Source organism: Pseudomonas sp. MF09150 (genome assembly GCF_059862355.1).
The window spans coordinates 153,396-179,531 of sequence record NZ_JCBCUS010000001.1 but is presented as its reverse complement, the minus strand read 5'-3'; the positions used below and the strand labels follow the sequence as shown (position 1 = coordinate 179,531).

The window sequence follows — 26,136 nt, the reverse complement described above, 5'->3', positions numbered from 1 at the left end:
TGAGAGCCTGGGGATGGGTAGTTTATTCTCGATTGATTCGATGTGGGCTGGGTAAAATCGAACCAGTATGGGTCGGATGACCCAGTTTGTGGCGGGCATATCGACCGTCGATACAATCAGCCAAGCCTCCGAGTGCCTCCAGCGGCTTTTTTGTTCGGCCTGGAAAGTGCGCTCTAGACACCTGCATGTGTTGTGGGTCGAACTCCGAGAGTTGGCGATACAGGAGCGGCGCAAAGCTTGCATTCAGTCCCGTGTCACCCGAGAGACTGCGAGATTGCATGATGGCTACACTCACCTCCCCACACACTGCCCAGTTTCGATTCATGGAAAGCCACGACGCGTTCGAGCACGCGGGATGCCTGAGCGAATGGGATGACAACCGTTACCATCAGTTGGAGAAAAAGGCACATTTTCATGGTGCCATCGCCAGCCACTCCATTGCAGGGAAGATGCTGATTACGCGCGAGACCATGGACAGCCCCTGCGTCGAGCAGATCTGTCATGTTCCGTTGGATTCAATCGTCATTGTCAACGTGCGCTCGGACGAAGATGTCTTGCTCAACGGCCGATATGTCAATGCGAACACTTTCCATATTTCGTCGGGACGCTCTTTCCATGCAGTCGCCAAAGCTCCCATCGAAGCGCTGATGTTGACTGTCAGCAAAGCGGCTTTTTTTGAGAGTTTCAACACTGAAACGTTCTTGAACAGCGAGTCCAAGCCTTTCGAACGATTCATTCAGCCCACCAGAGAGACCCAAGTCGATTTTGAGTCGAACCTCAAGTCTCACCTCGGTGGTGCCCAGGCCGGCATCGGGTTGACACCTTTCAGCAGCAGCCTGGGAAAGGTGTTTGACTGCGTGCAGGAAATTCTTGATTACGAGTGGTCCAGCCATCTGGTGATTCCACCGTCGACCAGGGCGTACATCGTCGAAAGGAGTTGTGAGTTCTTCGCGCAACATATTCAGGATGAGGATATCGGTGTGCTGGATCTCTGCAGCCATCTACGGATCAGCCGCCGTACGCTGCAATACAGTTTCGAAGACATCCTGGGCATGACACCGCTGAACTACTTGAGGTCGGTGCGCTTGAACACGGCCCGCAAGCTGCTGATGTCCTCACCCAAGGACACGATCCAGGGCGCGGCCATGGATTCGGGCTTCAGCCATCTGGGGCGTTTCTCAAAGTACTACCAGGATTTTTTCGGCGAGCTGCCTTCCGAGACGGTCAGCCGTTTGGGCGCACATCAACGCCATCATTAAACCGGTGGACATGAAAAAGCCGGCTCTGTTGGAGCCGGCTTTTGTTTAGCTGCGCCGAGGCCTATGCGCCGGCTACCAGGTATTGGGAGTTGAAGCCCAAGGCGCCATGGCCTGCGTCCTGCGCTGTTTTCAGATCGTCGGCGAGCGCTGAAATATGGCTGGCGCGCAGACCGCTGGCCTTGAGTGCGTCGCGCCATTGCAAGACGGCGTCCAGGTACACGTCGACTGTTGCCTGGATGGTACTGAAATCGTTGGCCTCGATTTCCTTGATGCTTTTTTGCACCTTATAGCGCAGCAGGTCGAGCATCTTGTCCGCGAACTCCGCCAATTGGCCGGCACTCACGCCTTGGGTCTTGGCATAGGCCGCGGCTTCCAGGAATCCCGCCAGGCCTACTGCGTAAAAACTGCCGGTCATGGCAGCATCGACGATGGGCGGTACCGAGAGGTCTTCACCTGTGTAAATGGTGCCCTGAGGCGCCATCGGGGTGACGGTTTGCGCAATTTCGTCCCAGACTGACGGCGCGCAGGCGTATTGGATCGCCGTGTAAGGCCCGCCAATCAGGTCAGGGTAGGAGGAAATGGCGGCATTGATAAAGGTCCCGCCGCGACGCTCAACCACGGCGCTAAAGCGTGGTCCGTCTTCGGGCATGGAGGTGCTGAGATTGGCAACAAAGCGCCCCCTCAAGTCCAGCTTCTCGCTGTGGCTTTCAATCAGTGACGCACCGCCCGCCGCACTGCTGATAATCATGATGGTCAACTCACTTGCATGAACGGCGTCTACAAACGAGGGGGCGAGAGTGGCGCCCTTTACCACCAGGCGCTGGGCGGCCTGCGGGCGACCGTCCCACACCGTGACCTTACGGCCTGCCGCAAGCAGCGTGCTGGCCAATCCAGAGCCCATCAGGCCGGTGCCTATAACCGATATTGTTTTAGCCATCTTCTTATTCCTCGAAGGGGCGAGACGCACTCGCCGGGTTATCTACACCCCGAACGCTAAGGGCTGAACTCCCAAGTCGATAGCCATTTTCGGCAACTTCATTTTTGTTTGTTTCGGTACGTCGCCTGGCGCGTGCGTTGCCGATTCTGGATAGGGCCAACCGAGCTCCGCCTGTAGCGTGTGGCCACCGATAGCCACAAACCGTGAGGCCTGAAATGAACCTTATCCAGAAACCACAAGACGCTTATGTGCAGGTTGACCAAGTCAAGTGGCAGGCGTTTCCCGAGCAATTTCATACCGGTGGTGTGAAGTGGAAACTGCTGCACGTGTCGCCTGAGTTAGGTATTTGGACCGTCATGTTTTACTGCCCCAACGGCTCGATTCTGTTGCCGCATATTCACCATGGGCCCGCGGAAGGCTACGTGTTCGAGGGCATTCTCGAGTTGCGGGGCGGGCCGGAGAAGGGGGGGGCGCTCTGTGTCCAGCATGGGTTCCTGTATGAGGCGACAGGCGCTGAACACGATGAAACCAAAATGCTCGCCGACACCACATTCATTCTGCAAATGGTCGGCCCCATCACCTGGAAAACAGCCGACGGCCAGGACGTCAACCAAACCTGGTCCAGCGCTCAGGCCCTCTGGGAACAGCAAACCGCTGCCTGATTCCCGGCCTTCAATGAATACGTTGTGGAGTGCGCTTGATGAGTATTTTGTTCGTTTTGACTTCGCATGATGCCTTTGGCGATACCGGCCGCGACACCGGTCTGTGGCTCGAAGAGTTTCTCGTGCCGTACTACACCTTAATAGACGCGGGTTACCCGGTACGACTCGCTTCGCCCAAAGGCGGCCGTGTGCCCATTGACCCGCTGTCGATTGACGCCTTCAAGGATCATCCACTTTACAAACGCTTTGGGGCAGATGCAGCCCTCAAGGAACGCCTGGGTTCGACCCTCGAACTGTCGGCTATCGTCGATTCGCAGGTCAGCGCCCTGATTTATCCCGGCGGGCACGGCCCGCTGTGGGACCTGCGTAACCAGCCCGATTCCATCGCGCTTATCGAGTCACTCCTTGCCCAAGGTAAGCCTGTTGCAACCATTTGCCATGCAGGTTGCGCGCTGCTGGATGCACGCAAGCGTGACGGTCGACCCTGGGTCGAAGGTGTGCAGGTCACGGCCTTCAGCGACAGTGAAGAGGCCGCAGTAGGCCTGGAAAAGGCTGTTCCCTACCTCGTCGAGGCCGAGTTGAAGGCGCTGGGCGCGGTGTATTCCAAGACCCTTGATTGGGAACGTCACGTGGTAGTCAGCGGCGCGTTGATCACCGGTCAAAATCCAGCGTCCTCACAAGGTGTAGCCGAAGCTGTTATCGAACAATTGAACGCTTGAATCCAGGGAGATCGACGGCCATGAGTTTTGTAAAAACCAAAGAAGAGCTTGAGGAAATTCAACGCATTCTGTCCGAGGGGCGCTGCACCATTGAGGCGTTGTCGATTGAGTTCGAAACAACGTTCGAATTCCTGCGCTCGGTGCTGCCGCCATGTTTTGAGCTGCCCGAAACACCTACCGCCATCGCCAGCGTCTCTCGTTGGCAGAGCGAGCTTTGTGGTGAGTTTGACTGCGGCATCATTTCTCTCAAGTGCCGATATCAAGAGCTTGAGGGCACAACCATGCTGGTGTTGATTGTCAGCGGCGACATGCCGGTCACGATCGGTCGGGAAATGTGGGGGGAGGCGAAGAAAACCGGTATTGCCCAGGTCTATCTCGACGGCCATGAGGCCTACGGCTTTTGTGAGCGTAACGGTGCACGCTTGATCGAGATCGAAGCCGAGTTTGGCGACAACATCGGGCCTTCAAGTTCTGAGGGCTACGACTTCGAAATCAAGGCGGTGCCTCACTCTTCGGGTTACGGCCTGCAGCACGACCCGATTTTGAACTGCATGAAGAATCAGGAAAACCTGCGGGTAAAACGTATCGGAGCTGGAACCCTGAAGCTCAGTGGTACGGCCCTCGACCCCCTGCACACCATTCCCGTGGTGTCGGTTGGAGCGGCTTATTACACGGAAGGTGAGTCGAGCTGGACGGTCCCACGGCTGGATGTACTGCCGGATGCAGAGGCTTACCTGCCGTTTGTCTACGGGCAGAAATTCGATGACTTCCGACTGTTTCGCAAGCCTGCGCGCTTCCAAAAAACGGTCGGGTAGGCGGACTGGGCTGGTTTTCACGGGAGCATGCAGGTGCTTGGTAGGTCATGAAATTGAGCGGTAGCCCTTTGGCGCCTGAGAAGGCGCCTTTTTTATGCGTATTTTTTGACCGGCCTGTTGAGGTTTTTTTAATAACTCTCTGGATCGCCCAAGAACACTTTTGACTGGGCTCTAGAACAACCCTGATACCTCTTTTTCTTAACCTCGGCTCAAGGAGTTTCTCGTAAAACCCAGTCAGTGAAGAGGTTACGCATTAGCCAACATTGCTTTCCGCCTGGATGTTTGCCGCGCAAAAGCTTTGAGTATCGTTCTAAAGTGCGCACCGTCGCGGTCGATAATTCAGAGTACGCATGGGCTCTATCTCCTCATAACAACACATGCGACGTTCGGCTCTAGCGTTTCCCCTTGCCAAAACTATAAATACCCGCAGGTGAAGTCATGAATATCAAGCAGAAGCTGACCTGGGCGTTCGCGGCTATCGCGTGTGTCCCGGTCATCCTGGTCGCCATTTTGGTAGTGCTGAATCTGCGAGAAGGGGCCCTGGCCAATTTCCTCGACAGCAGCGGTCGCGAGATCCGCCAGATCGACAATGGCATGAAGCAGTTTTTTGACGGCATCAGCCAAAACGTCGACTACGTAGCCAAGGACCCGCGCGTTGTCGCGGCCAAAGATCTCAAGAGCTACGCTGGCGCCGAAGCAGCGCAAATTCCGCTCACTCAGACCAACAAAGAGCTGCTGGCGATATTCGACCAGTTCGCCAAAAGCCATCCGAGTACCGCTTACCTGTCCCTGGGGCTGAGCGATGGCGGCTACGCCAGCTGGCCGGACGACACCAAACTGAACAACTACGACCCACGCGTACGTCCCTGGTACAAAGCGGCCATCGCCGCGCCAGGCGCCACCGTGCGCACCGGTGCCTACTATTGGGCGCCGGACGATGTGACGCTGATCGGCACCGTGCACACTGTCGCCGACGCCGCCGGGAATATCCTGGGAGTGGTTGGCCTGGACGTGTCGCTCAAACAGCTCACCGAACTGGTGCGCAACATCAAGCTGGGCGACAGCGGTTACCTGATGCTGGTGGAAGCCAACGGCAACGTGCTGGTAGACCCCAGCGACGCCAAGCACAACTTCAAACCCCTGGCCGACCTGGGCCCCAACTACGCCGAGCTCGCCAAGCGAGGCGACGGCGTGACTCAGATCGAGATTGATGGCGTGCCCTACATGGCCAACGTGGTCAGCTCCAAAGACCTGGGCTGGCGCTTTATCGGCCTGATCAAGCGTGATGAAGTGCTGGCCGACGCCACCCGCCTGACCTGGTTGATCGCCGCTATTGCGGCGGCCTTGGCGTTGGTGTTCGCGATAGTTGGCGCCAGTTTTGCCAGCGTCATCGTGCGTCCGATTCGCGGCGTGGCCGACGGCCTGCAAGAAATCGCCGAAGGAGAAGGCGACCTGACGCGCCAACTCAAGGTGCAGGGCAAGGACGAAACCGCCAGCCTGGCGGGCTGGTTCAACCAGTTCCTGGGCATGATCGCGCAATTGGTGCAGCGCATCGGCAACGCCTCATCTGACCTGCAGACCGCCGCCGCCGACACCAGCGAAGTGGCCAACAACATGAACCAGGCCGCAGGTCGCCAGCGTGAAGCCGTGGAGCTGGTGAGCACTGCGTTCAACGAAATGGTCGCTACTGCCAACGAAGTCGCGCGTTCGTGCAGTGCCGCCGCGTCGAGTGCCGACGAAGGCTACCGCGACGTACATGACGGCCAGCAGCACATCGGCGAAGCCACCGGCAGCGTGCTCAAGCTCAGCGAAGACCTGCAAAAGTCGACCCAGACCATGCAGTTGCTGGAGCAGGACAGCCAGAACATCAACACCATTCTCGACACCATCCGCTCGATTGCCGAGCAGACCAACCTGCTGGCGCTCAACGCAGCAATTGAAGCGGCGCGCGCCGGAGACCAAGGCCGAGGCTTCGCCGTGGTCGCCGACGAAGTCCGCGCCCTGGCCCGTCGGACAGCCGACTCCACCGGCGAGATCGACAGCTTGCTGGGCAATCTCTCCCGCCGCACCCAGGAAGTCACGCAGCAGATGCAAGGCAGCCTGCAGGTGTCCCACACCAGCGTGGAACGCATCCAGCAGGCACGTGACAGCTTCGACAAAATCCGTGGCTCGGTGGACTCGATCCGCGACCAGAATACCCAGATCGCCACCGCCGCCGAGGAGCAGCACCAGGTGGCCGAAGAGATCAATCGGCACATCGCGCAGATCCATGCCGACGCCCAACTGGTCGAAGGCTTTGCCCAGTCCTCACAGACTGGCTCGGGTCGATTGATAGAAATTTCTGGTCAGCTCAAAGGCCTGGTGGGTCGTTTCAAATATTAGGATCCCAACCCGAATGAAAACGGTGAGCACTCACCGCTTTCACTCGGCCGATATACGCAGTTTTTATCGCTGAAAGCCTCAGGCCTCGGAGCCATCCTCATCATTAGCCCGCTTGGCCTTAGGCTGGGGGGGCATTCTTTGCAAACCATCCAACGCGTGTCCTCAGATTTGCCTCCGGGTGTGGCAATCCACTGGAAGTGGATGGAGCTTCATGGTTTGTGGAAAGGCAGAAATGATCAGCCGAACAGCCTGCCAGACTACGTCTAAAGACTCTCAGGGTCGCCGAAAAACATCTGAATCCGCGACCGCAACCAACGCTCTCCCGGGTCGTTGTCCTGGGAGCCGCGCCAGGCCATGTGCAGTTCGAAGTCGCGTACCGGCAGCGGTGGGTCTTCGGCGCGCACGCCGCCAGCGGCGGTCAGGGCTTCGGCGGTGTAATCCGGAACAGTGGCCAGGATATCGGTGCCCGCCAGCAGGGTGCTCAAGCCGTTGAACTGCGGTACGGCCAGCACCACATGGCGCTTGCGTCCGAGTTTTTCCAACTCTTCATCGATAAAACCGCTGAGATCGCCGGCGAACGAGACCAGGGCATGGGGGCGGGCGCAGAAGTCATCCAGGCTCAAGGCGCCGGGTACGGTGTCGGCGCGCAGCAATTTGGGCAGGCTGCGGCGCAATACCTTGCGCTTGGCGTTGGCCGGCAGGTCGGTGGTGTAGCTGACGCCAATCGAGATTTCGCCCGAGGCCAGCAACGCCGGCATCAGCAGGTAGTTGGCGCGGCGTACCACCAGCACGATTCCGGGAGCTTCGGCGCGCAGGCGCTTGAGCAGCATGGGCAGCAGCGCGAACTCGACATCGTCCGACAGACCGATGCGAAACACGGCGGTGCTGGTGGCCGGGTCGAATTCGGCGGCGCGGCTGACCGCGGTCGAAATCGAATCCAGGGCCGGCGAGAGCAGGGCGAAGATTTCCACCGCCCGCGCCGAAGGCTCCATGCTGCGGCCGGTGCGTACAAACAGGGGGTCGTCGAACAGACTGCGCAGGCGCGACAACGCCGCGCTGATGGCGGGCTGGCCGAGGAACAATTTCTCGGCGGCACGGGTCACACTGCGTTCATGCATCAATGTTTCGAACACGATCAACAGGTTCAGGTCGACACGACGCAGGTCATTACGATTCATCTGGAGTCCTGGCAGAGTCAGTAAACTTGACGAGAGCGGCCATATAAGAACAATGGCCGGCGTGAATCTTACGGGGAAAGGCTGCTACTCTGCACCGGCTAATTCAGTTTCCTGCCAGGCAAGTTCGCTCTGGCACGCGGTTTATAAGGGTTGCCGGAGCTGCGGAATCAATGACAGGCATGTCGACTATTAATAGCCACTGATGGTCTTGCTGTAAAAGCCCAGATAAAGTTCAGGGCATTAGAGGTTACTTTGACGAGGTTTGCGATGTCCCGCACGATCCGTTTTCACAAGTTTGGCTCGGCCGAGGTGCTCAAATGCGAAGAGCATGCGGCCGCTTTGCCTGCGCCAGGCGAAGTGCAGGTGCGCGTCGAGGCGATTGGCATCAGTTGGTATGACATTCTCTGGCGCCAGAACCTGGCCTCGTCCCATGCTCGCCTGCCTTCAGGCCTAGGGCATGAGATGGCCGGTGTGGTCACCGCAGTCGGTGATGGCGTCGACGACCTGGCAGTGGGTGACAAAGTCGCCAGTTTCCCTGCCGAAAGCCCCAATGATTACCCGGTATACGGCGAGCAGATCGTATTGCCGCGCTCGGCCCTGACCCGTTATCCGGACATTCTCAGCCCGATCGAGGCCAGCGTGCATTACACGCCGCTGCTGATTGCCTATTTCGCCTACGCCGATCTGGCCCGAGTCAAACCCGGGCAGTTCGCCCTGGTTACCGATGCCAGCCATTGCGCCGGCCCATCCTTTGTCCAGCTGGGCAAAGCCCTTGGGGTGCGGGTGATTGCCGCGACCAAGACCGCGGAAGAGCGCGAGTATCTGCTGTCCCTGGGTGCCGAGAAAGTGATCGTCACCGAGGAACAGGACCTGCTGATGCAGATCAACAAGTTCACTGACGGCCGTGGCGTGGACGTGGTGTTCGATGGCTTGGGTGGCCCGCAGATGTCACTGCTGGGCGATGTCCTGGCGCCGCGTGGCAGCCTGGTCCTGTATGGCCTGCAGGGCGGTAACCAGACGCCATTCCCGGCCTGCGCGGCGTTCCAGAAGAACATCCAGTTCTTTGTGCACTGCATCGGCAACTTCACCGGCAAGCCGGAGCTGGGTATCGTCCAGGACCAGGTGGCACTGCAGCGAGCCTTGCGTGACATCAACCAGTTGACCGCGGACCGAGTGCTGCTGCCGCTGAAGACCCGGGTGTTCCCGTTCAATGAGTTTGTCGAGGCGCACCGTTACATGGATGAGTGTCCATGCCGCGAGCGGGTTGCGCTGCAGGTCGAATCGGCCTGATCCCCACGCCAGGGTTCGCCACCACGAACCCTGGCGTTTTTTATCGCACCGGTGCCTCAAGCGCCGGTCTTTCATCTTCCCTCCCGATCACTCCAGCCCGTCCCGGGCGGCGCCTGCGTGTTCGTTGTGCAAATTCTGCAAGTTCCGCTCATGCCATGGGATAGATCCCGTCGCGCGATGGTCAAACTGCCAGTAAACTGCGTTCCACTCCCGAATCATCCTTTTCCAGAGGTTTTGCATGACACTCAGTCCTTTTGCGGGCAACCCGGCACCAGCTGAATTGTTGGTCGATATCCCGCGACTGGTAACGGCCTATTACACCGGCCAGCCCGATGCTTCGGTTTCTACCCAGCGTGTTGCCTTTGGTACTTCGGGGCACCGTGGCAGCTCGTTCGATCTGAGTTTCAACGAATGGCATGTACTGGCCATCAGTCAGGCCATCTGCCTGTATCGCGAATCCCAGGGTATCGATGGCCCGCTGTTTGTCGGCATCGACACCCATGCGCTGTCCACGCCTGCCGGCGCCAGTGCCCTGGAAGTGCTTGCCGCCAACGGTGTGACGGTCATGATTGCCGCCGGGGATGAGTACACACCCACTCCGGCCGTTTCCCACGCCATCCTGTGCTACAACCGCGGCCGCACTTCGGGCCTGGCGGACGGCATCGTCATCACCCCATCGCACAACCCGCCACAAAGCGGCGGTTACAAGTACAACCCCACCAACGGTGGTCCGGCCGATACCCATATCACCAAGTGGATCGAAGCCAAGGCCAACGAATTGCTCGCGGCCAAGCTCGCCGGGGTCAAGCGCATCAGCTACGAGCAGGCGCTGAAAGCCGATACCACCCACCGTCACGATTACCTCAACACCTATGTCGCCGACTTGATCAATGTGATCGACATGGATGCCATCCGTGGCGCCAAGCTGCATCTGGGCGTCGATCCACTGGGTGGAGCAGGGGTGCGCTACTGGTCGGCAATCGCCGAGCACTATCGCCTGGACCTGGACGTGGTGAACAAGCAGGTCGACCCGACTTTCCGCTTTATGTCGGTGGACTGGGACGGGCAGATCCGCATGGACCCGTCCTCCAGCTACGCAATGCAGGGGCTGATCGGCCTGAAGGATCGCTTCGATGTGGCCTTCGCCTGCGACCCTGACCACGACCGCCACGGCATCGTCACCCCGAGCGGTGGCCTGCTGGCGCCGAATAATTACCTGGCAGTCACCATCGACTACCTGTTTCAGAATCGTCCGCAATGGCGCGCCGATGCCGCCGTTGGCAAGACTGTGGTCAGCAGTGGCCTGATTGACCGGGTTGCCAAGCGCTTGGGCCGCCGTTTGTATGAAGTGCCAGTAGGCTTCAAGTGGTTTGCCGACGGCCTGTTCGATGGCTCGTTGGGATTTGGCGGCGAGGAAAGCGCCGGCGCCTCATTCCTGCGCAAGGACGGCGGTGTCTGGAGTACTGACAAGGACGGATTGATCCCGGCCTTGCTGGCAGCAGAAATGACCGCCCGTACTGGCCGCGATCCGAGCCAGGCCTACCGTGCCCTGTGTGATGAGCTGGGCGAACCTTTTTCGGTACGGGTCGATGCCAAGGCCAATCCGCAACAGAAAGCCTTGCTCAGCAAGCTTTCGCCGCAGCAGGTCACCTCGACCCAACTGGCTGGTGAAGCAATTGAGCAGATCCTCAGCCACGCGCCGGGTAATGATCAGGCCATCGGCGGGCTCAAGGTCATGACCGCCAACGGCTGGTTCGCCGCGCGACCTTCGGGCACCGAGGACATCTACAAGATCTACGCCGAAAGCTTTATCGGTGATGACCACCTCAAGCAATTGGTGCAGGAAGCCCAGACCCTGGTGGATGGCGCTATCAGCGGCAACTGACAGGCAGGTAAAAAAAGGGCGACCCCAGGGTCGCCCTTTTTTATGGCTTCTGTTTTATCAGGCCAGGTCCACCAGCACGATTTCACTGTCCTCGATCGCCGTCACTCGCAAGACGCTTTCCTCGGCAACCGCCACACCGTCTCGAGCTTGTGCACGCAAGCCGTTGACTTCAATCACCCCGGTAGCGGGCACCAGGTAGGCACGCCGGCCCGGGTCCAGTGCATATTCGGCTGATTCGCCAGCCTTGAGGTTGGCCGCCACCAGGCGCGCATCGGCGCGAATCCGCAGGCTCTGGTCATCGCCGTGCTTGCCGCTGGCCAAGGTCACAAACCCTTCGCGCTGGCCTTTGGGGAAAGGCTTGGCGCCCCAGGATGGCGCTGCGCCGGCCTGGTTGGGAATGATCCAGATCTGAAAGATCCGGGTTGGCGTCGATTCCAGGTTGTACTCGCTGTGGGCGATCCCGGTGCCAGCACTCATCACCTGCACGTCGCCGGCTTCGGTCCGGCCTTTATTGCCGAGGTTGTCCTGGTGAGTGATGGCGCCTTCGCGCACATAGGTGATGATTTCCATGTCGCGGTGCGGGTGCTGGGGGAAGCCGGTGCCAGGGGCGATCACGTCATCGTTCCACACCCGCAGGTTGCCCCAGTTCATGCGTGCCGGGTCGTGGTATTCGGCAAACGAAAAGTGGTGGTGAGCATCCAGCCAGCCATGATGGGCGCCGCCCAGGGATGCAAAAGGTCTGAGTTCAAGCATGATCGTCTCCTGTAAGGGATCGGCCTGGTCGCTGCCATAGAGCGCCAATCCCGGTTGATGGCGAGCATCATCTATCAGCCATGCATCGATAAAAAGCGCAAAAAATGCCGTAATCCAATCTATAAATTAGATATTTATACGGGCCTGTTGCTGCTGTCGAATCTTCAATTCATCGCTTAAGTGGATGACCTGTAAGCATTTCGCTAGAAGTCAGCGGCAAATGCAGCGACCATAGCCCACACAGCCTCACACCCTGGAGTCAGCGTGCCGCAACACACCCCCGATCTTCCTCCCGAGCTTTTGCCACTGGCCGAAATGCCGCTGTTCAAGCGGTTGGCAGCCAGGTTTTTCGGACATGGCCTCACCCGTCTACGCGCTCAGCATCGGGCTTCCTGGCTGCATGGCCAGGCGGATGGCTTTCGCAGCGGGCATACCGCAGGCGTCGAGTATGGCTATAAGGAGGGCAAGCTCGAAGGCATCGAGGAGGGCCGTCAGGTGCTGTTGATCCGCGATACGCGCAATACCGAGCACCGTGCTCCTGGCGTAGATGACCTGCTGTTCGATGACTGGCGCCTGCCGCTGAGTGCGGAGTTGAAGAAGCGCATCAAGGCCGATGTCGCCCGCTTGCTGCCGGCCCATGCCCAGCCTAGCACGGCGCAGTGGAAGATGATTTTCAGCGATACCCCGTCCACTTCCGTGATCGCCGGCGCCGGGGCGGGCAAATCGACTTCCCTGGTGCTGCGCATCCTGTTGCTGCATCACTACCTGGGCTTTGAGCTCGACTCCTTGACGGTGGTGACCTTTACCCGTGAGTCGCGCAAGGACTTTATCCAGAAACTGATCCAGGTGTTCAGCCTCTGGGGCCTTAGTCTGGGCTTGCGCGACGCGCGGGAAGTGGTGCGCACCTTTCACTCGCGAATCCTGCCGATGGTGCGCAGCCTGCCGGGGTTCGAACGCCTGCAGGCGTTTGAAAATCTCAGTGAGCGTGGGCCGGGCGCGGATGAGGAGGTGGAGAGCAATCCGTTCGACCTGCGCATCAACGACGCCCAACGCCGTCACCTGAATGCCTGCTACCACGTCTTGCATGGCCGCGATGAGCGCTTTCGCCAGGCGATCAAGCCGCTGTTGCGCCATGCCTTGCAGCTCAAGGAGCTGGAGCGCGATCACCCTGATGTGCAAAAGCGCATGGCGGTCACCGAATTGGCCGCCAAGCGCGACGAAGAGCTGTGCGACACCCTGGAAGACCTGTGGTTTCGAGCCGGCGCTTGGCCGATCAAGGGTATCGAACCCAATCGACAAAGCATCGAAATCAACGGCTCGCGCTTCCATTGCCATGGTTATGCGGCCGAGTTGGATGCTTGGGTGGTGCTGGGCTTCGACCCGCGGGAAAACCCCCAGGTCAGCCGTCCCGGGGCCAAGCTCACGGTGCGCGCGGAATGGGCGGTCAAGCGCACCCTGTTTCAAGCTTTCTGTCATAAGCCTTTGATATGGCTTGATTCTTATGATTCAGCGAAGCGCGTCCTGTCGTCATTGGCCGGAGATGCCAGCGCGGGGCCGGGTTTCGACTACAAGGTCAAGGGTGAGCTGGCTTCGGCGCCATTACTGGATTGTTTTGTCGGTGCCGCAGGCTTTATCGAGAACCTCGGGCTGGATGTGTGCGATGCGGTTGGGCGCATGAGCTTTGCCAAGGATGACCCGGATCGGTATTTCTTCGAAGCGCTCAGCCTGTTCTGGCGTGCCCTGGAGGACCATTTGCTGGACCAGTCGCCGCCGATCATGAGCTACAACCGCATGTTCGCCTTATTCAGCGAGCATTCGCCGGAGAACCTCAAGCTGTTGAGCAATGAGCGCCTGCGCCCTTTGTCACATCTGATGATCGATGAATTCCAGGATGTTTCGCCGCAGATCGTCTCCTGGCTTCGCGCTTGCCTGCGGGAAATCCGTAGTCGCGGCCCAGCCATGCACGTAGGGCGCGGCGCCCAGCGGTCGTCCCTGCTCTGTGTGGGCGACGACTGGCAGTCGATCTATGGCTGGCGCGGCAGTTCGCCGAAATACTTCATGGAGTTCAACAAGGAGTTCCCATCGCCCAGCACCACCCGGGTCATGCTCAGCGAGAATTACCGCAGCCACCAGCACATCATCGACGCCGCTGAACACATTGTCCGGGCGGCGCCGGCGATCAGCGGGAAAAAAGCCAAGGCCAGTGGGGCCGAGCAGGAGTTGCGCCCGGTGCAGGTGCTGGACCGCGATGACGCAGGTCTGGGCAAGCGCCTGGCCGAGCACTATCAGAAGGGCGATTCAATCTTGATGCTCTTTCGAAAAAGTAGCGATAAGTTATTGATTGAAGAGCATATTAATCAAATAGTTAATGTTGATTCTAGATTGCCGATCGAAGCCCGCAGGCTTAAGCAACTGACCTATCACAGCTCCAAGGGCTTGCAGGCGGATGCCGTGTTCCTGCTGGGTGATTGTCAACACTTGACCAGCTCGCCCTACAAGAATCAGGTCTATCGCATGGCCGGCCTGGGCAAGGACGGCGACGCCGAGCCCTACGACAGCGCACAGAAGGATGAAATCCTGCGCCTGGCCTATGTCGGTATCACCCGTGCGGTGAAGCACTGCTACTGGTACGTCGATGGGCAGGAATCTGCGGCTGCCAATGCACCCAAGGCGTCTGATCGGGTTGCGCGGGGCAAAGCGTTTTTCAACGATTTGCGTGCATGAAAAAGCCCGCTGCATAAGCGGGCTTTGGTTCAAAAGGTGGGGTAGTCAGGCCTTGAGTGCCAAAGGCGGCGTGAAGGACTCAAGTTCATCTTCCACCGCCTCGATTATTCGCTCGACGTCGGTGGCGTTCATCACGGTGGCGCAGGGGATGCCGGCTATGGCGATCATGGTTTCGCCACTGACGCGATCGAAGAGCCGGGCGATCATGCTGCCGGGCGCATCCATGCTGGCCTCGAAACCCATGGGGTGAAAATGCCAGCGCATCAACTGACATGCGTTGGGAAAGGTGACCTTGCTGACGGAAACTCTATTCATGAGATGCCCACCTGGATCATTGAGCGCTTCCTTTTGCTCGCGGTAGGTAAGGAGGGACCGTCGATGGTCCTTCCTGTGGAGCTTGTAAAAATAGCACCCGCTTGTGACAGTCCGCGGTTTTTTTTCAGGTCGTTTGGCGATTGCCTTGCAGAATTTTGATGCAGGTCATGTCCTCGCGATTTTTGGGCACAATGCCAGTATTCGCGCGACCGGGATTGCCCATTGAAGCCGCCTGCCAACTTCGGCAAGCTCGGTTTTTATTTTGACGAGTGCCCTATGTCCGCCTTTGATGACGGCCCGCAGCAAACCCAGGCCACCGCCGAAACCGTGATGCGCTATCACCTGTGCTGGAAGCACCGGGATCTGGATGGCGTGATGGCGCTTTACCATCCAGATATTCAATACAACGACTTTTTCCAGAACCGCACCCTGGGCCTGGATCAATTGCGTGAGTACGTGGCCAGCAGCATGCCCCGCGACGCGGACGAAGCCCTGGAGCACAGCGATCGCATCCGGGTGGATGGCAATACCGCGTTTATCCAGTACCAGGTCACGTTGCGTGGCGGCCGGGGCCTGGTGTCATTTCGCGCCAGCGAGGCGATTACCGTGCGTGACGGTCTGATCTGGCGCGTCAATGAATACGCCTCTTTGGTGCACGAGACCCTGCCCGACAAAGCGCGCCACAGCATGCGCCCAGCTGCGAGCCGCCTTGGATTGTCGCCGCGCCAACTGAGCTTCATGGCCGAGGACTTGCAGCAGTATTTCGAGCGGCAACAGCCGTATCTGGATCCTGAGCTGGATTTGCAACGGGTGGCGAAGGAGTGCGGTTACAGCCGCAATCAGATTTCTTACCTGCTCAACCAAGTGCTGGGCCAGAGCTTCTACCGCTATGTGAACCAGGCGCGCTTGCAGCACCTGCTGCTGGCGTTGGACCAGGCGACGCCTCCGCTGCGTGTCGATGAGTTGGCCTTTGCCGCCGGCTTCAATTCGCTGTCGGCGTTCTACAGCTGTTTTCGCCAGCACACCGGCCAGTCGCCCAAGGCTTACGCCAAGCAAATTTCTTTGCGTGCACGCGCGCAAGACAACGCCTGACCCCAGCCACTAGGATCGCCGCTATCGAAAACTCGGTTGCGGAGTTGTTGCATGCCAGCATGGCGCACTATCAGTTTGTGGATGGACCAGCTCGACGAGCCGCTGCTGGCGCGGCCGTCTCTTGAGCAGGATCTGGATGTCGACGTAGCCATCATCGGTGCCGGTTACACCGGGCTGTGGACGGCTTATTACCTCAAGCGCCAGGCGCCGCAGTTGCGCATCGCCATTGTCGAGGCCCAGACCGCCGGCTTTGGTGCCTCAGGGCGCAATGGTGGCTGGCTGATGGGCAATCTGTTGGGGGAGGACAGGTTGCTGGCCGGGTTGTCGAGCGAAGAGCGTCGGGCGTCCTTTGATCTGCTCCACAGCATTCCGGATGAAGTGGCAAACGTCATCGAACGTGAAGCCATCGACTGTGATTACCGCAAGAGCGGGGTGTTGTACTGCGCGGCGCGCTATCCCGAACAGGAAACCAGCCTGCGTCAATACCTGGCCAAGCTGCATGCCCAGGGCCTTACCGATGCCGACTACCACTGGCTCAGCCCTGAGCAACTGGGCCAGCAGGTGCGTATTGCCAATGCCTACGGCGCTATCTATTCCCCTCATTGCGCGACCATCCATCCCGCCAAACTGGTACGTGGCCTGGCGCGGGTGGTTGAAGGCATGGGCGTGCAGATCTACGAAAACAGCCCGGTCACCCACTGGCAGTCTGGCGGGCTGCAAACGGCCAAGGCCCAGGTGCGTAGCCGTTGGACGGTACCGGCGGTAGAAGGCTATTCGGTGACCTTGCCGCCCCTGGGCCGTTATCAGATGCCGGTGCAGAGCCTGTTGGTGGCCACCGAGCCGCTGTCCCAGGCACTGTGGGACGAGATCGGCCTGGAGCACGGGCAAGCGTTCAGTGAAAGCAGCCGTCAGGTGACCTACGGCCAGCGCACCCTGGATAACCGCCTGGTGTTCGGCGCCCGTGGCGGATACCGCTTTGCCGGCAAGCTGCGGCATGACTTCACCTTGAGCGACAACGAAGTCGGGTTGCGCCGCTATCTGTTCGGCGAGCTGTTCCCACAGCTGAAGAATGTGCGCATCACCCACTCCTGGGGCGGCAACCTGGGCATGTCCCGCCACTTCAAGCCCCATATGCTCTGCGACCGGCGCCATGGCATTGCCCTGGCCGGTGGCTACGGTGGCGAAGGGGTTGGAGCCAGCAACCTCGGCGGCCGCACCCTGGCCGATCTGATTCTTGAACGCGACAGCCCGCTGGTGCGCCAGCCCTGGGTCATGGCCGAGGGTCGTGTGGATGGCTTGCGCCCCTGGGAGCCTGAACCCTGTCGCTGGCTGGGCTACAACGCGATCATTCGCAGTTTTGTCCATGAAGACCAGACCCTGGCCAACCCGGCCAGCCCACCGTGGCGGCGCAAGTTGGCCAGTCGCGTGGCCGGTTTCATGGAAGGTTTCATGCACTGACTGTGCGATTTCCAACCCATAGGTAGAACCATGAGCATCACTCAATTCAAGAACACCGCCACGGCTGTCCTCGATCAATCGAGCCCGGTCGCCGTGCCCCTGGGCAGCCCGGTCGCCGTCACGTCGGTGACCTGCGTCGAGCGTAACGACGGGGTCGAGACCGGCATCTGGGAGTGCACACCGGGGCGCTGGCGGCGGCAGATCGTGGCCCAGGAGTTCTGCCACTTTATTCAAGGCCGCTGCACCTTTACTCCAGACAACGGTGAAACCCTGACCATAGAAGCCGGCGATGCCCTGATGTTGCCGGCCAACAGCACCGGAATCTGGGATATCCAGGAAACCGTGCGCAAGAGCTATGTGTTGATTTTCTGATCCTTTGATCCCTGATCCCTTGATTGCCTGCCAATAAAAATAGCCCATACCCAGGAATCGCCCCATGACCCGGATGACCCCAGCTTCGCTGCTGTTCGCTCCCCTGATGCTTGTCGCTGCACTCGGCCAGGCCGCCGAGACGGTGAAGATCTACAACTGGTCGGACTACATCGCACCGGACACGATGAAGAATTTCCAGAAGGAAACCGCCATCGGTTTCAGCTACGACGTCTATGACAGCAACGAAACCCTGGACGGCAAGTTGATGACCGGCAAATCCGGGTATGACGTGGTGTTTCCGTCAAACCACTTCATGGCCCGGCAGATCCAGGGTGGCGCCCTGAAAAAGCTCGACAAGGATCAGTTGCCGAACTGGAAGAACCTCAACCCGGTACTGCTCAAGGCCCTGCAAACCAACGACCCGGGCAATGCGCATGGGTTTCCTTACCTGTGGGGCAGCACCGGCATCGGCTACAACATGGCGAAGGTCAAGGCGGTTCTGGGCGACAATGCGCCGGTGGACTCCTGGGACCTGATCTTCAAGCCCGAAAACATGCAGAAGTTGCAGAAGTGCGGGGTGGCGATCCTCGATAACGGTCCCGAGTTGCTCCCAGCAGCCTTGAACTACCTTGGGTTGTCGCACCACAGCCAGAACCCGGCGGATTACAAAAAAGCCGAGGAACTGCTGATGAAAGTTCGGCCTTACATCAGCTACTTCCACTCCTCCAAATACACCAGCGACCTGGCTAACGGTGACATCTGCGTGGCGGTGGGATTCTCCGGCGACATCCTGCAGGCCGAAAGCCGGGCCAAAGAAGCCAAGAATGGCGTGGAAATCGGCTATTCGATTCCCAAGGAGGGCGCAGCCATCTGGTTCGACATGGTGGCGATGCCGGCCGATGCTCCGGATGAGAAGGCGGGTTACGCCTTTATGAACTACTTGCTGCGCCCTGACGTCATGGCCGCTATCAGCAACTACGTGCATTACGCCAACGGTAACCAGCAGGCAGACAGCCTGATCGACCCTGCAATCAAGAACGACACCAAGGTTTATCCGAGCCCGGACATGATGGGCAAACTGTTTGCCCTGGAAGCCATGCCGCTGAACATCGACCGGATCCGTACCCGGCTGTGGAACAAGATCCGCACCGGCAGTTGAGGGCGGCGGGCGAGTTGAGCAGGAGTGCCGAACCTGCCCTTGGATCCTGGCGTCCACGCGCGGCTCGGCAGCGGCTACAACCTTCTGTAGCCGCTGCCGCAGGCTGCGCTGGCCCTCGGCAGCGCCCTAACGACTCCAGGGCTTGCACCACGGACGGCGACTGCCTCAGCTCAGTTGTGCATTCTCCGGCAACAGCGCACCACCATCGACAACCAGGGTTTGCCCGGTGATATAGCCGGCGTTGCGCGACGCCAGAAACAGCATGGCGTAGGCAATGTCCTCGGGGCTGCCCAGGCGCTTGAGCGGGATATGCTCGGCCAACTCCGGAGAGTCACCGAGGTTGGCCATGGCCTGGGTGGCAATCAGGCCGGGCTCGACCCCATTGACCGTGATTCCATATTCGGCCAGTTCCAGCGCCGCGCTGCGGATAAAACCGTTGACCCCGGCCTTGGACGCGGCGTAGTGGGCCAGCCCGGGAATCGCCGTGCGTGGGCCGGTGACCGAGGAGGTGATGACGATGCGCGGGTGCTGGGCGAGGCGCAGCGTTGGCAAGGCGGCCTGGGTCAGCCAGAAGCAACTCTTGAGGTTGACCGCCAGGGTCTGCTCCAGGGTGTCATCGCTCAGGTCGATCAGCTTCTGCATCGGAAACACGCCGGCGTTGTGCAGCAGCAGGTCCAGTCCGCCAAAGGTTTCAAGGGTGGCCTCTACCGCCCGATTGGCGGCGCTGCGACTGCCGAGGTCGACCGTCAGCAACTCGGCCTGGCCCCCGGCCTCGCGTATCAGGCGCAGGGTTTGTTCACCGCTGTCCCGGGAGCGGGTCGCCAGCATGACCTTGGCCCCCTGTGCTGCAAACACCTGAGCAATCGCCCGGCCAATGCCCTGGCCGGCACCGGTGACCAGGGCGATACGTCCTGTCAGGTCCTGGCTCATGAAACAGCTCCCTGAAGGTTGGGCTGGGCAAGGACCTGGCTCAGGCATTGGTCCAGCAAGCGATTGTGCAGGTCGACGTCCTGCGCGGTGGTGGCCGGGCACATCAGGGCCATGTTGTGGAAGGGCGTCAGCAACACCCCACGGTTCAGCAGGTACAGGTGCAGGTAGGCCTCGATCAACCCATGGCGCGCGTGATGGGCTTCGCCGCCATTGCGCGGGGCGTGGTCCATAAACAGGTATTCGACCCGCGCGCCGATGCGAGTCACATGCCAGGGCAGGCGATGGGTGTCGATGATGCGCTGGACCCCCTCACGCAGCCGCTCGGCCAGCGTGATCATGTGGGCATAGTTGGCCTCGGTCATCACGTCGCTGAAGGTCGCGCGCATGGCGGCCATTTGCAGGGCGTTGCCGGCCAGGGTGCCACCGAAGCCGAAATGGTTGATCGCCTGTCCCGGCTGGAAATGCGGCAGCACCTGCCAAATCCGCTCGGCCATGGCCTGGCTGCAGCCCCATACCGCAGCGGGAATACCGCCAGCGATGCATTTGCCGAGCACAAAGAAGTCCGCCTGCAAGCCGTGTTCGACGCTGTAGCCGCCAGGGCCGCAGGAGATGGTGTGGGTTTCATCGATGATCAGCGGCACATCGAAGCGTCGTGTCAGTGCTCGCAGGCCATCGTGAAAGCCAGGGGCCGGCGGCACCATGCCGACGTTGGTCATGAAGGGTTCGGTCAGTACCGCGGCCACGTCACCCTGGGCCAGGGCGGCTTCGAGGGCGGCCAGGTCATTGAACTCCACCAGTCGCGTGGTGGTGTCATGTTTGATTCCGTTGGCGTGCACCCCTTCGCGAGGAATCATCTGTCCGGCGCTGTCGAACTCCACCTGGGACTCGTCGACGCTGCCGTGGTAATTGCAGTTGAACACCAGCACCTTTTCGCGACCGGTGATCATCCGGCACAGGCGCAGGACGAAGCGATTGGCGTCTGTGGCCGATGTCGTGACCTGCCAGTACGGCAGGCCGAAGCGGCGCACCAGTTCCTGGCCGACCCACAGGCTATCGGCAGTGGGCAGCATCAGGGTCGAGCCGTGGAGCGCCTGATCGCCAATGGCTTTGGCGACCGCCGGCTGACTGTGACCAAACATGGCGCCGGTATCGCCCAGGGCGAAGTCGACATAGGTGTGCCCGTCGCAGTCGGTCAGGGTCGCGCCCTGGGCATCGGCGACCAGGATCGGGTACAGCCCCGGCCATTGCTGCATCCAGTGCAGGGGAGCGCCGTACAGCCAATGCTTGAGGTTTTCCTGGTAGTACTCGCCGGAACGGGGATGGCGTTCGGCGAATTGTCGCAGCTCGGTTTGGTAGCAACTGGCGACACGTTCGAGATCAAGGCCGAGGGTCATGGGTAACGCTCCAGTTCAAAGGGGCTTAACGGTATTCGGTGCGATTGAGCACGTAGGCGAGGGCGCCCACCGGGAAGTTGGCGGCGCTGCTGAAGTCGTCGCCCTGGTAGCCGAAGATCTTGCCGTCGGTCTTGCCGGCTGCCAGGTCAATCAATACCAGGCCCAGGGTGGGGATGATCTTTTCCCGCCAGACAAACAGGTAGAGCTGATCGGCGACCTTGTAGTAGTGGCAGCGGTCGGTATCCGCCAGCCCCTGTTCAACGCCTTCCAGGCACTGCCAGCTGTAGAAGTTCGAGTTCAGGTACACATGCTCATAGGCTTCGGTGGCGCTGTAGATGTACTGGTTGCGCAGGCCAACCAGCTCCAGGGTCGGCGCGTGTCGAGGGGTATCGGGGGTGAAGGGCGAGTCGATGCTGCCATGCAGGAACTGCGCGCTGACTGCCGTCAGCTCCCGGCCGGATAACGCGCGGCTGAACAGGTCGACTGCGGCTTCGGCCTGGGTCGGCATCTGCCCGATCACGGCGGTGAATAGGTTGTGCATCAAGTCCAGCACCAGGCTGACCGAGTGGGTCCGGCCGTCTTCCAGCTTGAGAAAGTCCACCAGGTAGATGCCCGGCCGGATTGAGCTGGCGCGATAGGGCGCATCGCCGCTGGCGTCGTTATCAGCGGTTTGCCAGTGCAGGGTCTCGGCGCCGAATTGGTGCTCGATCAGCCAGCCATTGGCGAAGTGCAGCGTGAGGCTACGGCCCTTCAGGTCATCGAGTGCCGGGAGGATGTGGTTGTCGCTGGCAAAGCCATCGGCCAGGGCGCCGACGGTGATCCATTCTGGTTGTGTGTGGGTGGTCATGGGCTGGGTCTTGTCGGTTGAGGGAAGACTCCATAGTCATCCCGTCGACCCGCGTCGCCCATCAACCGGATGGTTGAGTTCTAGAGGAATAGCACCTTGACCAGCTCGGTGCGGTTGCCGACAGCGGCTTTGCGAAACAGGTTGATCAGGTGAGTCTTGACCGTCGGCAGGCCCAGGCCCAGGTGCTGGGCAATGACTTTGTTGCTGGCGCCTTCGCGCAGCAGCCAGGCGATTTCCTGCTCCCTCGGGGTGAGTGCGGCCAGGCGTTGGTCGGATTGGGAGTAGGGCGCCTGGGCGGCGATTTCCAGCAGCCCCTGCAGGGCGTGCAGGGTTGTCAGCTCATCAGGGCTGAAACGTCCGAGGCTGGCATCACGCAGCAGCGACAAGCCGGCAATCGGCCGCTGACCGTCGCTGGCCAGGATCTCCACCACATCGCACACCCCGTTGCGTTGTAAAAAGCCCTGGTAGACCTCGGTCTCGTGACGGCCCTGTTGGGCCATGCCCATGTGCAGCGACAGCACCGGGCGGCCTGCCGCGGCGCAGTTGCGGGGCCGCAACGGGTCGTAGTGACGGTAGCGTTGCAGGTAAGCGTCGTGCATGTGCGGGGTCATGCGATGCAGCGAAAAGTGTTGGGCCTGCAGTTGCTCGTCAATGCGATAGAACGCACAGAGGGTGGCCGGCACGACCTGGGTAAATGCCCGGATACAGCGCTGGCCGAGTTCGAGGGCATCGGGCAGGGCGGGTGACTGGCTCATCGATGACTCCTTGGATTGAGGCAACCACTCAAAGGGACGATAAGGCCCGAAGGGGCCTTATCGAGCGCAGCAACCGCTGGGTAGCGTCAGCGGCGCGCCTGGGACAGGCCCAGTTCCAGGGCATTGACGATCACGTCGATCTGCTCCTGCTGGATCACCAGAGGTGGCGAGAGAATGATCTTGGTCCCCACCGGGCGCACCATGACGCCGTTGTCGCGGGCAATCTGTGCCACCTGGTTGGCGTAGCCACTCATGGGGTCGATTGGCTCGCGGGTGGTTTTATCGGCCACCAGGTCGAGGGCGACCATCAGACCCTTGCCGCGTACTTCGCCGACACTGTCAAAGCGTTCGGCAAAGGGCTGCAGGCGCTTGAGCATGTAGTCGCCCATTTTCGCGGCATTGGCCGGCAAATCATCCTTGACCACGATATCCAGGCAGGCCAGGGCCGCAGCACAGGCCACCGGGTGCCCGGAGTAGGTGTAGCCATGCATGATGGCGCCGGTGAAGTTGCTGTTCTTCTCGAACGCCGCTTCGACCCGTTCGTTGACCACGGTGGCGCCCAGGGGGATGTAGCCTGAGGTGATGCCCTTGGCCAAACACATGATGTCGGGTTTCACGCCCCACAGGCGGCTGCCGAACATCGAGCCGCTGCGGCCGAAACCGGTCACCACCTCGTCGGCGATCAGCAGCACGCCGTACTTGTCACACACCTCACGGATCAGCGGCCAGTAGTTGGCGGGCGGCACGATGACGCCGCCGGCGCCCTGGATCGGCTCGGCGATAAAGGCCGCGACGGTGTCGGGGCTCTGGAACTGGATTTCACGTTCGAGAATGTCGGCGCAGATCTTGCCGAGTTCTTCCGGGTCCTGGCTGTAGGGGTTGCGGTACAGCCATGGGGTGTCGACATGGAAGCAGCCTGGCAGCAGCGGCTCGTAGTTGCGACGGAACACGGTGTTGCCATTGACCGAGGCGCCACCAAAGTGGGTGCCGTGGTAGCCCTGGCGCAGGGAGATGAACTTGGTGCGATCGGCCTGGCCTTCGAGTTTCCAGTACTGGCGGGCCAGCTTCAGGGCGGTTTCGATGGCGTCCGAACCGCCACTGCTGAACGCCACGCGGCGCATCCCTTCGGGCTCCAGCAGGTTCATCACCACTCGCGACAGCTCTTCGGCACGAGGGTGGCTGACGCCGTCGAACAACTGGAAATACTCCAGCTCATCCAGCTGCGCGGTGATCGCCGCTTTCACTTCCTTGCGGTTGTGGCCGACGTTGACGTTCCACAACCCGGCAACGCCATCCACCAGTTGGTGGCCCTTGTCGTCATACACATAGCAGCCATCGCCACGGACAATACGAATCGGCTCGCGTTGCTTCATTTCGTTGGGGTGCAGCATGGGGTGCCAGAAGCGGCTTTGTTCGCTCACGTTGAGTCTCCTGATAACGCACGGACAGCGTGGGTCTATTAGTGCGTCATTTATACCCCTGGCGCTTGCCTCTGTGTGCCAGGGTTCTTGATCGTCACTGCCAGACTGATGCAAGGCATGACGCCGCGCGCAGCGATCATTGGTGACCGATTGTGCAAGGCATCGATGGGCTGGCAGCCAGTGCCAAGTTTCCCGGCAGCCAGGATCAAGACGACGTTCGGCTTTGCGCTCAGAGTCTGTCTCGAACTAGGTCTATTTCCGAGGATTCCAGATGAGCGTTGCCATCGACCCACGTGTCGCTGCATTTATAGACAGTCAGCATGGACTGCTGATTGACGGTCACAGCCAGCCAGCGCTATCCGGTGCGCAGATGCCGGTCTTCAACCCCGCCACCGGCGAGGAGCTGACCCGGGTGGCCGCGGCTGCCGCGGCGGATGTCGACCTCGCCGTTGCCGCTGCGCGCCGAGCCTTCTGCGGCAGTTGGGCAGCGCAACGCCCGGCCGACCGTGAGCGTCTGCTGCTGAAACTGGCCGACCTTCTAGAGGCCAACGGCGAACACCTGGCCCAGCTCGAAACCCTCAACAACGGCCAGTCGATCCACCTTGCCCGCGCCCTGGAAGTCGGCGCCGCAGCGGAATTCACCCGTTATATGGCGGGCTGGGCGACCAAGATCGAGGGCAAGAGCCTGGACGTTTCGATCGCCGCGGTGCCCGGAGCCAAGTACCGCGCCTATACGGTGCCGGAGCCGGTGGGGGTGGTGGGGGCCATCGTGCCGTGGAATTTCCCGTTGCTGATGGCGATCTGGAAGATCGTTCCGGCATTGGCCTGTGGCTGCACGGTGGTGCTCAAGCCGGCGGACGAAACACCGTTGACGGCCTTGCGCCTGGGGCAGCTGTGCCTGGAAGCAGGCATCCCTGAAGGCGTGGTGAACGTGGTGACCGGTACTGGCGCCGTCGCCGGTGCCGCGTTGGCCGGGCACCCGGGGATCGACAAAGTGGCGTTCACTGGCTCGACCCAGATCGGCAAGGTCATCGGGCATGCCGCAGTCGACAACATGACTCGGTTTTCCCTGGAGCTGGGCGGTAAATCCCCGGTGATCGTGCTCGATGATTGCTCTCCCGAGGTGGCGGCCGCCGGTGCTGCAGGGGCCATCTTCTTCAATCAGGGCCAGGTGTGCACCGCGGGGTCGCGCCTCTATATCCAGCGCGCGATCTTCGACCAGGTGCTGGAGCGGCTGGCAACCATCGCTGGTGGGCTGAACATTGGCCCCGGGCTGGATGAACAGGCACAGATCAACCCGCTGATTTCGGCAAAACAGCAAAAACGCGTGCTGGGCATGATCGAGCGTGGTGTGGCCGAAGGTGCGCGGGTGGTTTGTGGTGGCGTTGCCCATGGCGAGCAGGGCTTCTACGTGCGCCCGACAGTGCTCACCGATGTCACTGCCGATATGCAGGTGGTGCGTGAGGAGATCTTCGGTCCGGTGGTGGTGGCCACCCCGTTCGACAGCCTGGATGAAGTGGTCGAGTTGGCCAACGACAATCAATACGGGCTGGGGGCGAGCATCTGGTCCAACGACCTGGCCAAGGTCATGGCCCTGATTCCGCGAATCAAGGCCGGTACGGTCTGGGTCAATACCCACAATATGCTCGATCCGTCGATGCCGTTTGGCGGTTACAAGCAATCGGGCATCGGTCGCGAGATGGGCCATGCGGCGATCGAGGCGTATACCGAGAACAAGTCGGTATGCATCGCCTACTGATTGGCTGCAGGCCTCGTCAGTTCGACGATG

Annotated in this window: 21 protein-coding genes and 2 pseudogenes; 14 read left to right on the top strand and 9 right to left on the bottom strand. The window is 60.4% G+C overall.

Going from position 1 to position 26,136, the window contains the following annotated elements:
* Window positions 1-323: 323 nt before the first annotated feature.
* Window positions 324-1,259 carry a helix-turn-helix domain-containing protein gene (locus tag AC19YX_RS00750; protein ID WP_500605414.1) on the top strand — a complete coding sequence of 312 codons (936 nt, stop codon included), beginning with the start codon at window positions 324-326 and terminating at the stop codon, window positions 1,257-1,259.
* A gap of 61 nt (window positions 1,260-1,320) precedes the next feature.
* Here AC19YX_RS00750 and AC19YX_RS00745 read toward each other — a convergent pair whose 3' ends face one another.
* Window positions 1,321-2,196 (bottom strand): NAD(P)-binding domain-containing protein, encoded by an 876-nt coding sequence (locus AC19YX_RS00745; protein WP_500606124.1) that lies wholly within the window; start codon window positions 2,194-2,196, stop codon window positions 1,321-1,323.
* A gap of 215 nt (window positions 2,197-2,411) precedes the next feature.
* On the opposite strand from AC19YX_RS00745, the gene AC19YX_RS00740 reads away from it, so the two are divergent.
* From AC19YX_RS00740 to AC19YX_RS00720, 5 genes and pseudogenes are all read left to right on the top strand, one after another.
* A complete protein-coding gene (locus AC19YX_RS00740; protein ID WP_500605413.1) occupies window positions 2,412-2,858 on the top strand; it encodes a cupin domain-containing protein in 447 nt (148 codons plus the stop codon).
* 38 nt (window positions 2,859-2,896) lie between these two features.
* On the top strand, window positions 2,897-3,577 hold the full coding sequence (locus AC19YX_RS00735) for a type 1 glutamine amidotransferase domain-containing protein (RefSeq protein WP_500605412.1): 681 nt from the start codon (window positions 2,897-2,899) through the stop codon (window positions 3,575-3,577).
* A 20-nt stretch (window positions 3,578-3,597) separates the two neighbouring features.
* Window positions 3,598-4,392, top strand: a complete 795-nt coding sequence (locus tag AC19YX_RS00730; RefSeq protein WP_500605411.1) for an acetoacetate decarboxylase family protein — start codon at window positions 3,598-3,600, stop codon at window positions 4,390-4,392.
* A 438-nt stretch (window positions 4,393-4,830) separates the two neighbouring features.
* Window positions 4,831-5,913, top strand: a pseudogene (locus AC19YX_RS00725) (cache domain-containing protein); the annotation flags it as partial.
* Between the two features lie 345 nt (window positions 5,914-6,258).
* Window positions 6,259-6,774: pseudogene (locus tag AC19YX_RS00720) on the top strand (methyl-accepting chemotaxis protein); the annotation flags it as partial.
* A gap of 263 nt (window positions 6,775-7,037) precedes the next feature.
* Here AC19YX_RS00720 and AC19YX_RS00715 read toward each other — a convergent pair.
* Window positions 7,038-7,952 carry a LysR family transcriptional regulator gene (locus AC19YX_RS00715; RefSeq protein ID WP_242487507.1) on the bottom strand — a complete coding sequence of 305 codons (915 nt, stop codon included), beginning with the start codon at window positions 7,950-7,952 and terminating at the stop codon, window positions 7,038-7,040.
* Window positions 7,953-8,219: 267 nt separating this feature from the next.
* Here AC19YX_RS00715 and AC19YX_RS00710 point away from each other — a divergent pair, with 267 nt between their 5' ends.
* Both AC19YX_RS00710 and pgm read left to right on the top strand, forming a co-directional pair.
* Window positions 8,220-9,242 carry a zinc-dependent alcohol dehydrogenase family protein gene (locus AC19YX_RS00710; protein WP_078473448.1) on the top strand — a complete coding sequence of 341 codons (1,023 nt, stop codon included), beginning with the start codon at window positions 8,220-8,222 and terminating at the stop codon, window positions 9,240-9,242.
* Between the two features lie 238 nt (window positions 9,243-9,480).
* Window positions 9,481-11,127 carry a phosphoglucomutase (alpha-D-glucose-1,6-bisphosphate-dependent) gene (pgm, locus tag AC19YX_RS00705; protein ID WP_500605410.1) on the top strand — a complete coding sequence of 549 codons (1,647 nt, stop codon included), beginning with the start codon at window positions 9,481-9,483 and terminating at the stop codon, window positions 11,125-11,127.
* A gap of 57 nt (window positions 11,128-11,184) precedes the next feature.
* Here the strand turns inward: pgm and AC19YX_RS00700 are convergent, their stop codons facing one another.
* Complete coding sequence (locus AC19YX_RS00700) at window positions 11,185-11,880, bottom strand: pirin family protein (protein WP_500605409.1); 696 nt, start codon at window positions 11,878-11,880, stop codon at window positions 11,185-11,187.
* 264 nt (window positions 11,881-12,144) lie between these two features.
* On the opposite strand from AC19YX_RS00700, the gene AC19YX_RS00695 reads away from it, so the two are divergent.
* Complete coding sequence (locus tag AC19YX_RS00695) at window positions 12,145-14,604, top strand: UvrD-helicase domain-containing protein (RefSeq protein ID WP_500605408.1); 2,460 nt, start codon at window positions 12,145-12,147, stop codon at window positions 14,602-14,604.
* 45 nt (window positions 14,605-14,649) lie between these two features.
* Here AC19YX_RS00695 and AC19YX_RS00690 read toward each other — a convergent pair whose 3' ends face one another.
* A complete protein-coding gene (locus AC19YX_RS00690; RefSeq protein WP_078473444.1) occupies window positions 14,650-14,919 on the bottom strand; it encodes a DUF1652 domain-containing protein in 270 nt (89 codons plus the stop codon).
* A gap of 276 nt (window positions 14,920-15,195) precedes the next feature.
* Between AC19YX_RS00690 and AC19YX_RS00685 the strand changes: the two genes are divergently transcribed.
* The 4 genes from AC19YX_RS00685 (at window position 15,196) to AC19YX_RS00670 (ending at window position 19,000) form a co-directional block, all read left to right on the top strand.
* The gene (locus AC19YX_RS00685; RefSeq protein WP_500605407.1) at window positions 15,196-16,011 is read left to right on the top strand and encodes a helix-turn-helix domain-containing protein; all 816 of its coding nucleotides are present in this window, start codon (window positions 15,196-15,198) and stop codon (window positions 16,009-16,011) included.
* A gap of 51 nt (window positions 16,012-16,062) precedes the next feature.
* The gene (locus tag AC19YX_RS00680; protein ID WP_500605406.1) at window positions 16,063-17,469 is read left to right on the top strand and encodes an NAD(P)/FAD-dependent oxidoreductase; all 1,407 of its coding nucleotides are present in this window, start codon (window positions 16,063-16,065) and stop codon (window positions 17,467-17,469) included.
* Between the two features lie 30 nt (window positions 17,470-17,499).
* Window positions 17,500-17,841, top strand: coding sequence for a cupin domain-containing protein (locus tag AC19YX_RS00675; protein ID WP_078473442.1), 342 nt, complete (start codon window positions 17,500-17,502; stop codon window positions 17,839-17,841).
* Window positions 17,842-17,914: 73 nt separating this feature from the next.
* Window positions 17,915-19,000, top strand: a complete 1,086-nt coding sequence (locus AC19YX_RS00670) for a polyamine ABC transporter substrate-binding protein (protein ID WP_500606123.1) — start codon at window positions 17,915-17,917, stop codon at window positions 18,998-19,000.
* A 165-nt stretch (window positions 19,001-19,165) separates the two neighbouring features.
* Here the strand turns inward: AC19YX_RS00670 and AC19YX_RS00665 are convergent, their stop codons facing one another.
* From AC19YX_RS00665 to AC19YX_RS00645, 5 genes are all read right to left on the bottom strand, one after another.
* On the bottom strand, window positions 19,166-19,930 hold the full coding sequence (locus tag AC19YX_RS00665; RefSeq protein ID WP_201130925.1) for an SDR family oxidoreductase: 765 nt from the start codon (window positions 19,928-19,930) through the stop codon (window positions 19,166-19,168).
* Window positions 19,927-21,324, bottom strand: coding sequence for an aspartate aminotransferase family protein (locus AC19YX_RS00660; RefSeq protein WP_500605405.1), 1,398 nt, complete (start codon window positions 21,322-21,324; stop codon window positions 19,927-19,929). Before AC19YX_RS00660 ends, AC19YX_RS00665 begins: the two co-directional genes overlap by 4 nt.
* Window positions 21,325-21,349: 25 nt before the next feature.
* Complete coding sequence (locus AC19YX_RS00655) at window positions 21,350-22,171, bottom strand: molybdenum cofactor biosynthesis F family protein (RefSeq protein ID WP_500605404.1); 822 nt, start codon at window positions 22,169-22,171, stop codon at window positions 21,350-21,352.
* A gap of 80 nt (window positions 22,172-22,251) precedes the next feature.
* Window positions 22,252-22,926, bottom strand: coding sequence for a helix-turn-helix transcriptional regulator (locus tag AC19YX_RS00650; protein WP_078473438.1), 675 nt, complete (start codon window positions 22,924-22,926; stop codon window positions 22,252-22,254).
* An 86-nt stretch (window positions 22,927-23,012) separates the two neighbouring features.
* Entirely contained in the window at window positions 23,013-24,347 is a 1,335-nt protein-coding gene (locus AC19YX_RS00645) for an aminotransferase class III-fold pyridoxal phosphate-dependent enzyme (RefSeq protein WP_201130927.1), read from the bottom strand.
* Between the two features lie 271 nt (window positions 24,348-24,618).
* Here AC19YX_RS00645 and AC19YX_RS00640 point away from each other — a divergent pair, with 271 nt between their 5' ends.
* Window positions 24,619-26,106, top strand: a complete 1,488-nt coding sequence (locus AC19YX_RS00640) for an aldehyde dehydrogenase family protein (protein WP_078473436.1) — start codon at window positions 24,619-24,621, stop codon at window positions 26,104-26,106.
* Window positions 26,107-26,136 lie beyond the last annotated feature (30 nt).

What these genes read in the sequence shown, in the direction of transcription:
- AC19YX_RS00750 (WP_500605414.1), top strand. Translation starts at nt 324, where the DNA reads ATGGAAAGCCACGACGCGTTCGAGCACGCGGGATGCCTGAGCGAATGG.
- AC19YX_RS00745 (WP_500606124.1), bottom strand. Translation starts at nt 2,196, where the DNA reads ATGGCTAAAACAATATCGGTTATAGGCACCGGCCTGATGGGCTCTGGA.
- AC19YX_RS00740 (WP_500605413.1), top strand. Translation starts at nt 2,412, where the DNA reads ATGAACCTTATCCAGAAACCACAAGACGCTTATGTGCAGGTTGACCAA.
- AC19YX_RS00735 (WP_500605412.1), top strand. Translation starts at nt 2,897, where the DNA reads ATGAGTATTTTGTTCGTTTTGACTTCGCATGATGCCTTTGGCGATACC.
- AC19YX_RS00730 (WP_500605411.1), top strand. Translation starts at nt 3,598, where the DNA reads ATGAGTTTTGTAAAAACCAAAGAAGAGCTTGAGGAAATTCAACGCATT.
- AC19YX_RS00715 (WP_242487507.1), bottom strand. Translation starts at nt 7,952, where the DNA reads ATGAATCGTAATGACCTGCGTCGTGTCGACCTGAACCTGTTGATCGTG.
- AC19YX_RS00710 (WP_078473448.1), top strand. Translation starts at nt 8,220, where the DNA reads ATGTCCCGCACGATCCGTTTTCACAAGTTTGGCTCGGCCGAGGTGCTC.
- pgm (WP_500605410.1), top strand. Translation starts at nt 9,481, where the DNA reads ATGACACTCAGTCCTTTTGCGGGCAACCCGGCACCAGCTGAATTGTTG.
- AC19YX_RS00700 (WP_500605409.1), bottom strand. Translation starts at nt 11,880, where the DNA reads ATGCTTGAACTCAGACCTTTTGCATCCCTGGGCGGCGCCCATCATGGC.
- AC19YX_RS00690 (WP_078473444.1), bottom strand. Translation starts at nt 14,919, where the DNA reads ATGAATAGAGTTTCCGTCAGCAAGGTCACCTTTCCCAACGCATGTCAG.
- AC19YX_RS00685 (WP_500605407.1), top strand. Translation starts at nt 15,196, where the DNA reads ATGTCCGCCTTTGATGACGGCCCGCAGCAAACCCAGGCCACCGCCGAA.
- AC19YX_RS00680 (WP_500605406.1), top strand. Translation starts at nt 16,063, where the DNA reads ATGCCAGCATGGCGCACTATCAGTTTGTGGATGGACCAGCTCGACGAG.
- AC19YX_RS00675 (WP_078473442.1), top strand. Translation starts at nt 17,500, where the DNA reads ATGAGCATCACTCAATTCAAGAACACCGCCACGGCTGTCCTCGATCAA.
- AC19YX_RS00670 (WP_500606123.1), top strand. Translation starts at nt 17,915, where the DNA reads ATGACCCCAGCTTCGCTGCTGTTCGCTCCCCTGATGCTTGTCGCTGCA.
- AC19YX_RS00665 (WP_201130925.1), bottom strand. Translation starts at nt 19,930, where the DNA reads ATGAGCCAGGACCTGACAGGACGTATCGCCCTGGTCACCGGTGCCGGC.
- AC19YX_RS00660 (WP_500605405.1), bottom strand. Translation starts at nt 21,324, where the DNA reads ATGACCCTCGGCCTTGATCTCGAACGTGTCGCCAGTTGCTACCAAACC.
- AC19YX_RS00655 (WP_500605404.1), bottom strand. Translation starts at nt 22,171, where the DNA reads ATGACCACCCACACACAACCAGAATGGATCACCGTCGGCGCCCTGGCC.
- AC19YX_RS00650 (WP_078473438.1), bottom strand. Translation starts at nt 22,926, where the DNA reads ATGAGCCAGTCACCCGCCCTGCCCGATGCCCTCGAACTCGGCCAGCGC.
- AC19YX_RS00640 (WP_078473436.1), top strand. Translation starts at nt 24,619, where the DNA reads ATGAGCGTTGCCATCGACCCACGTGTCGCTGCATTTATAGACAGTCAG.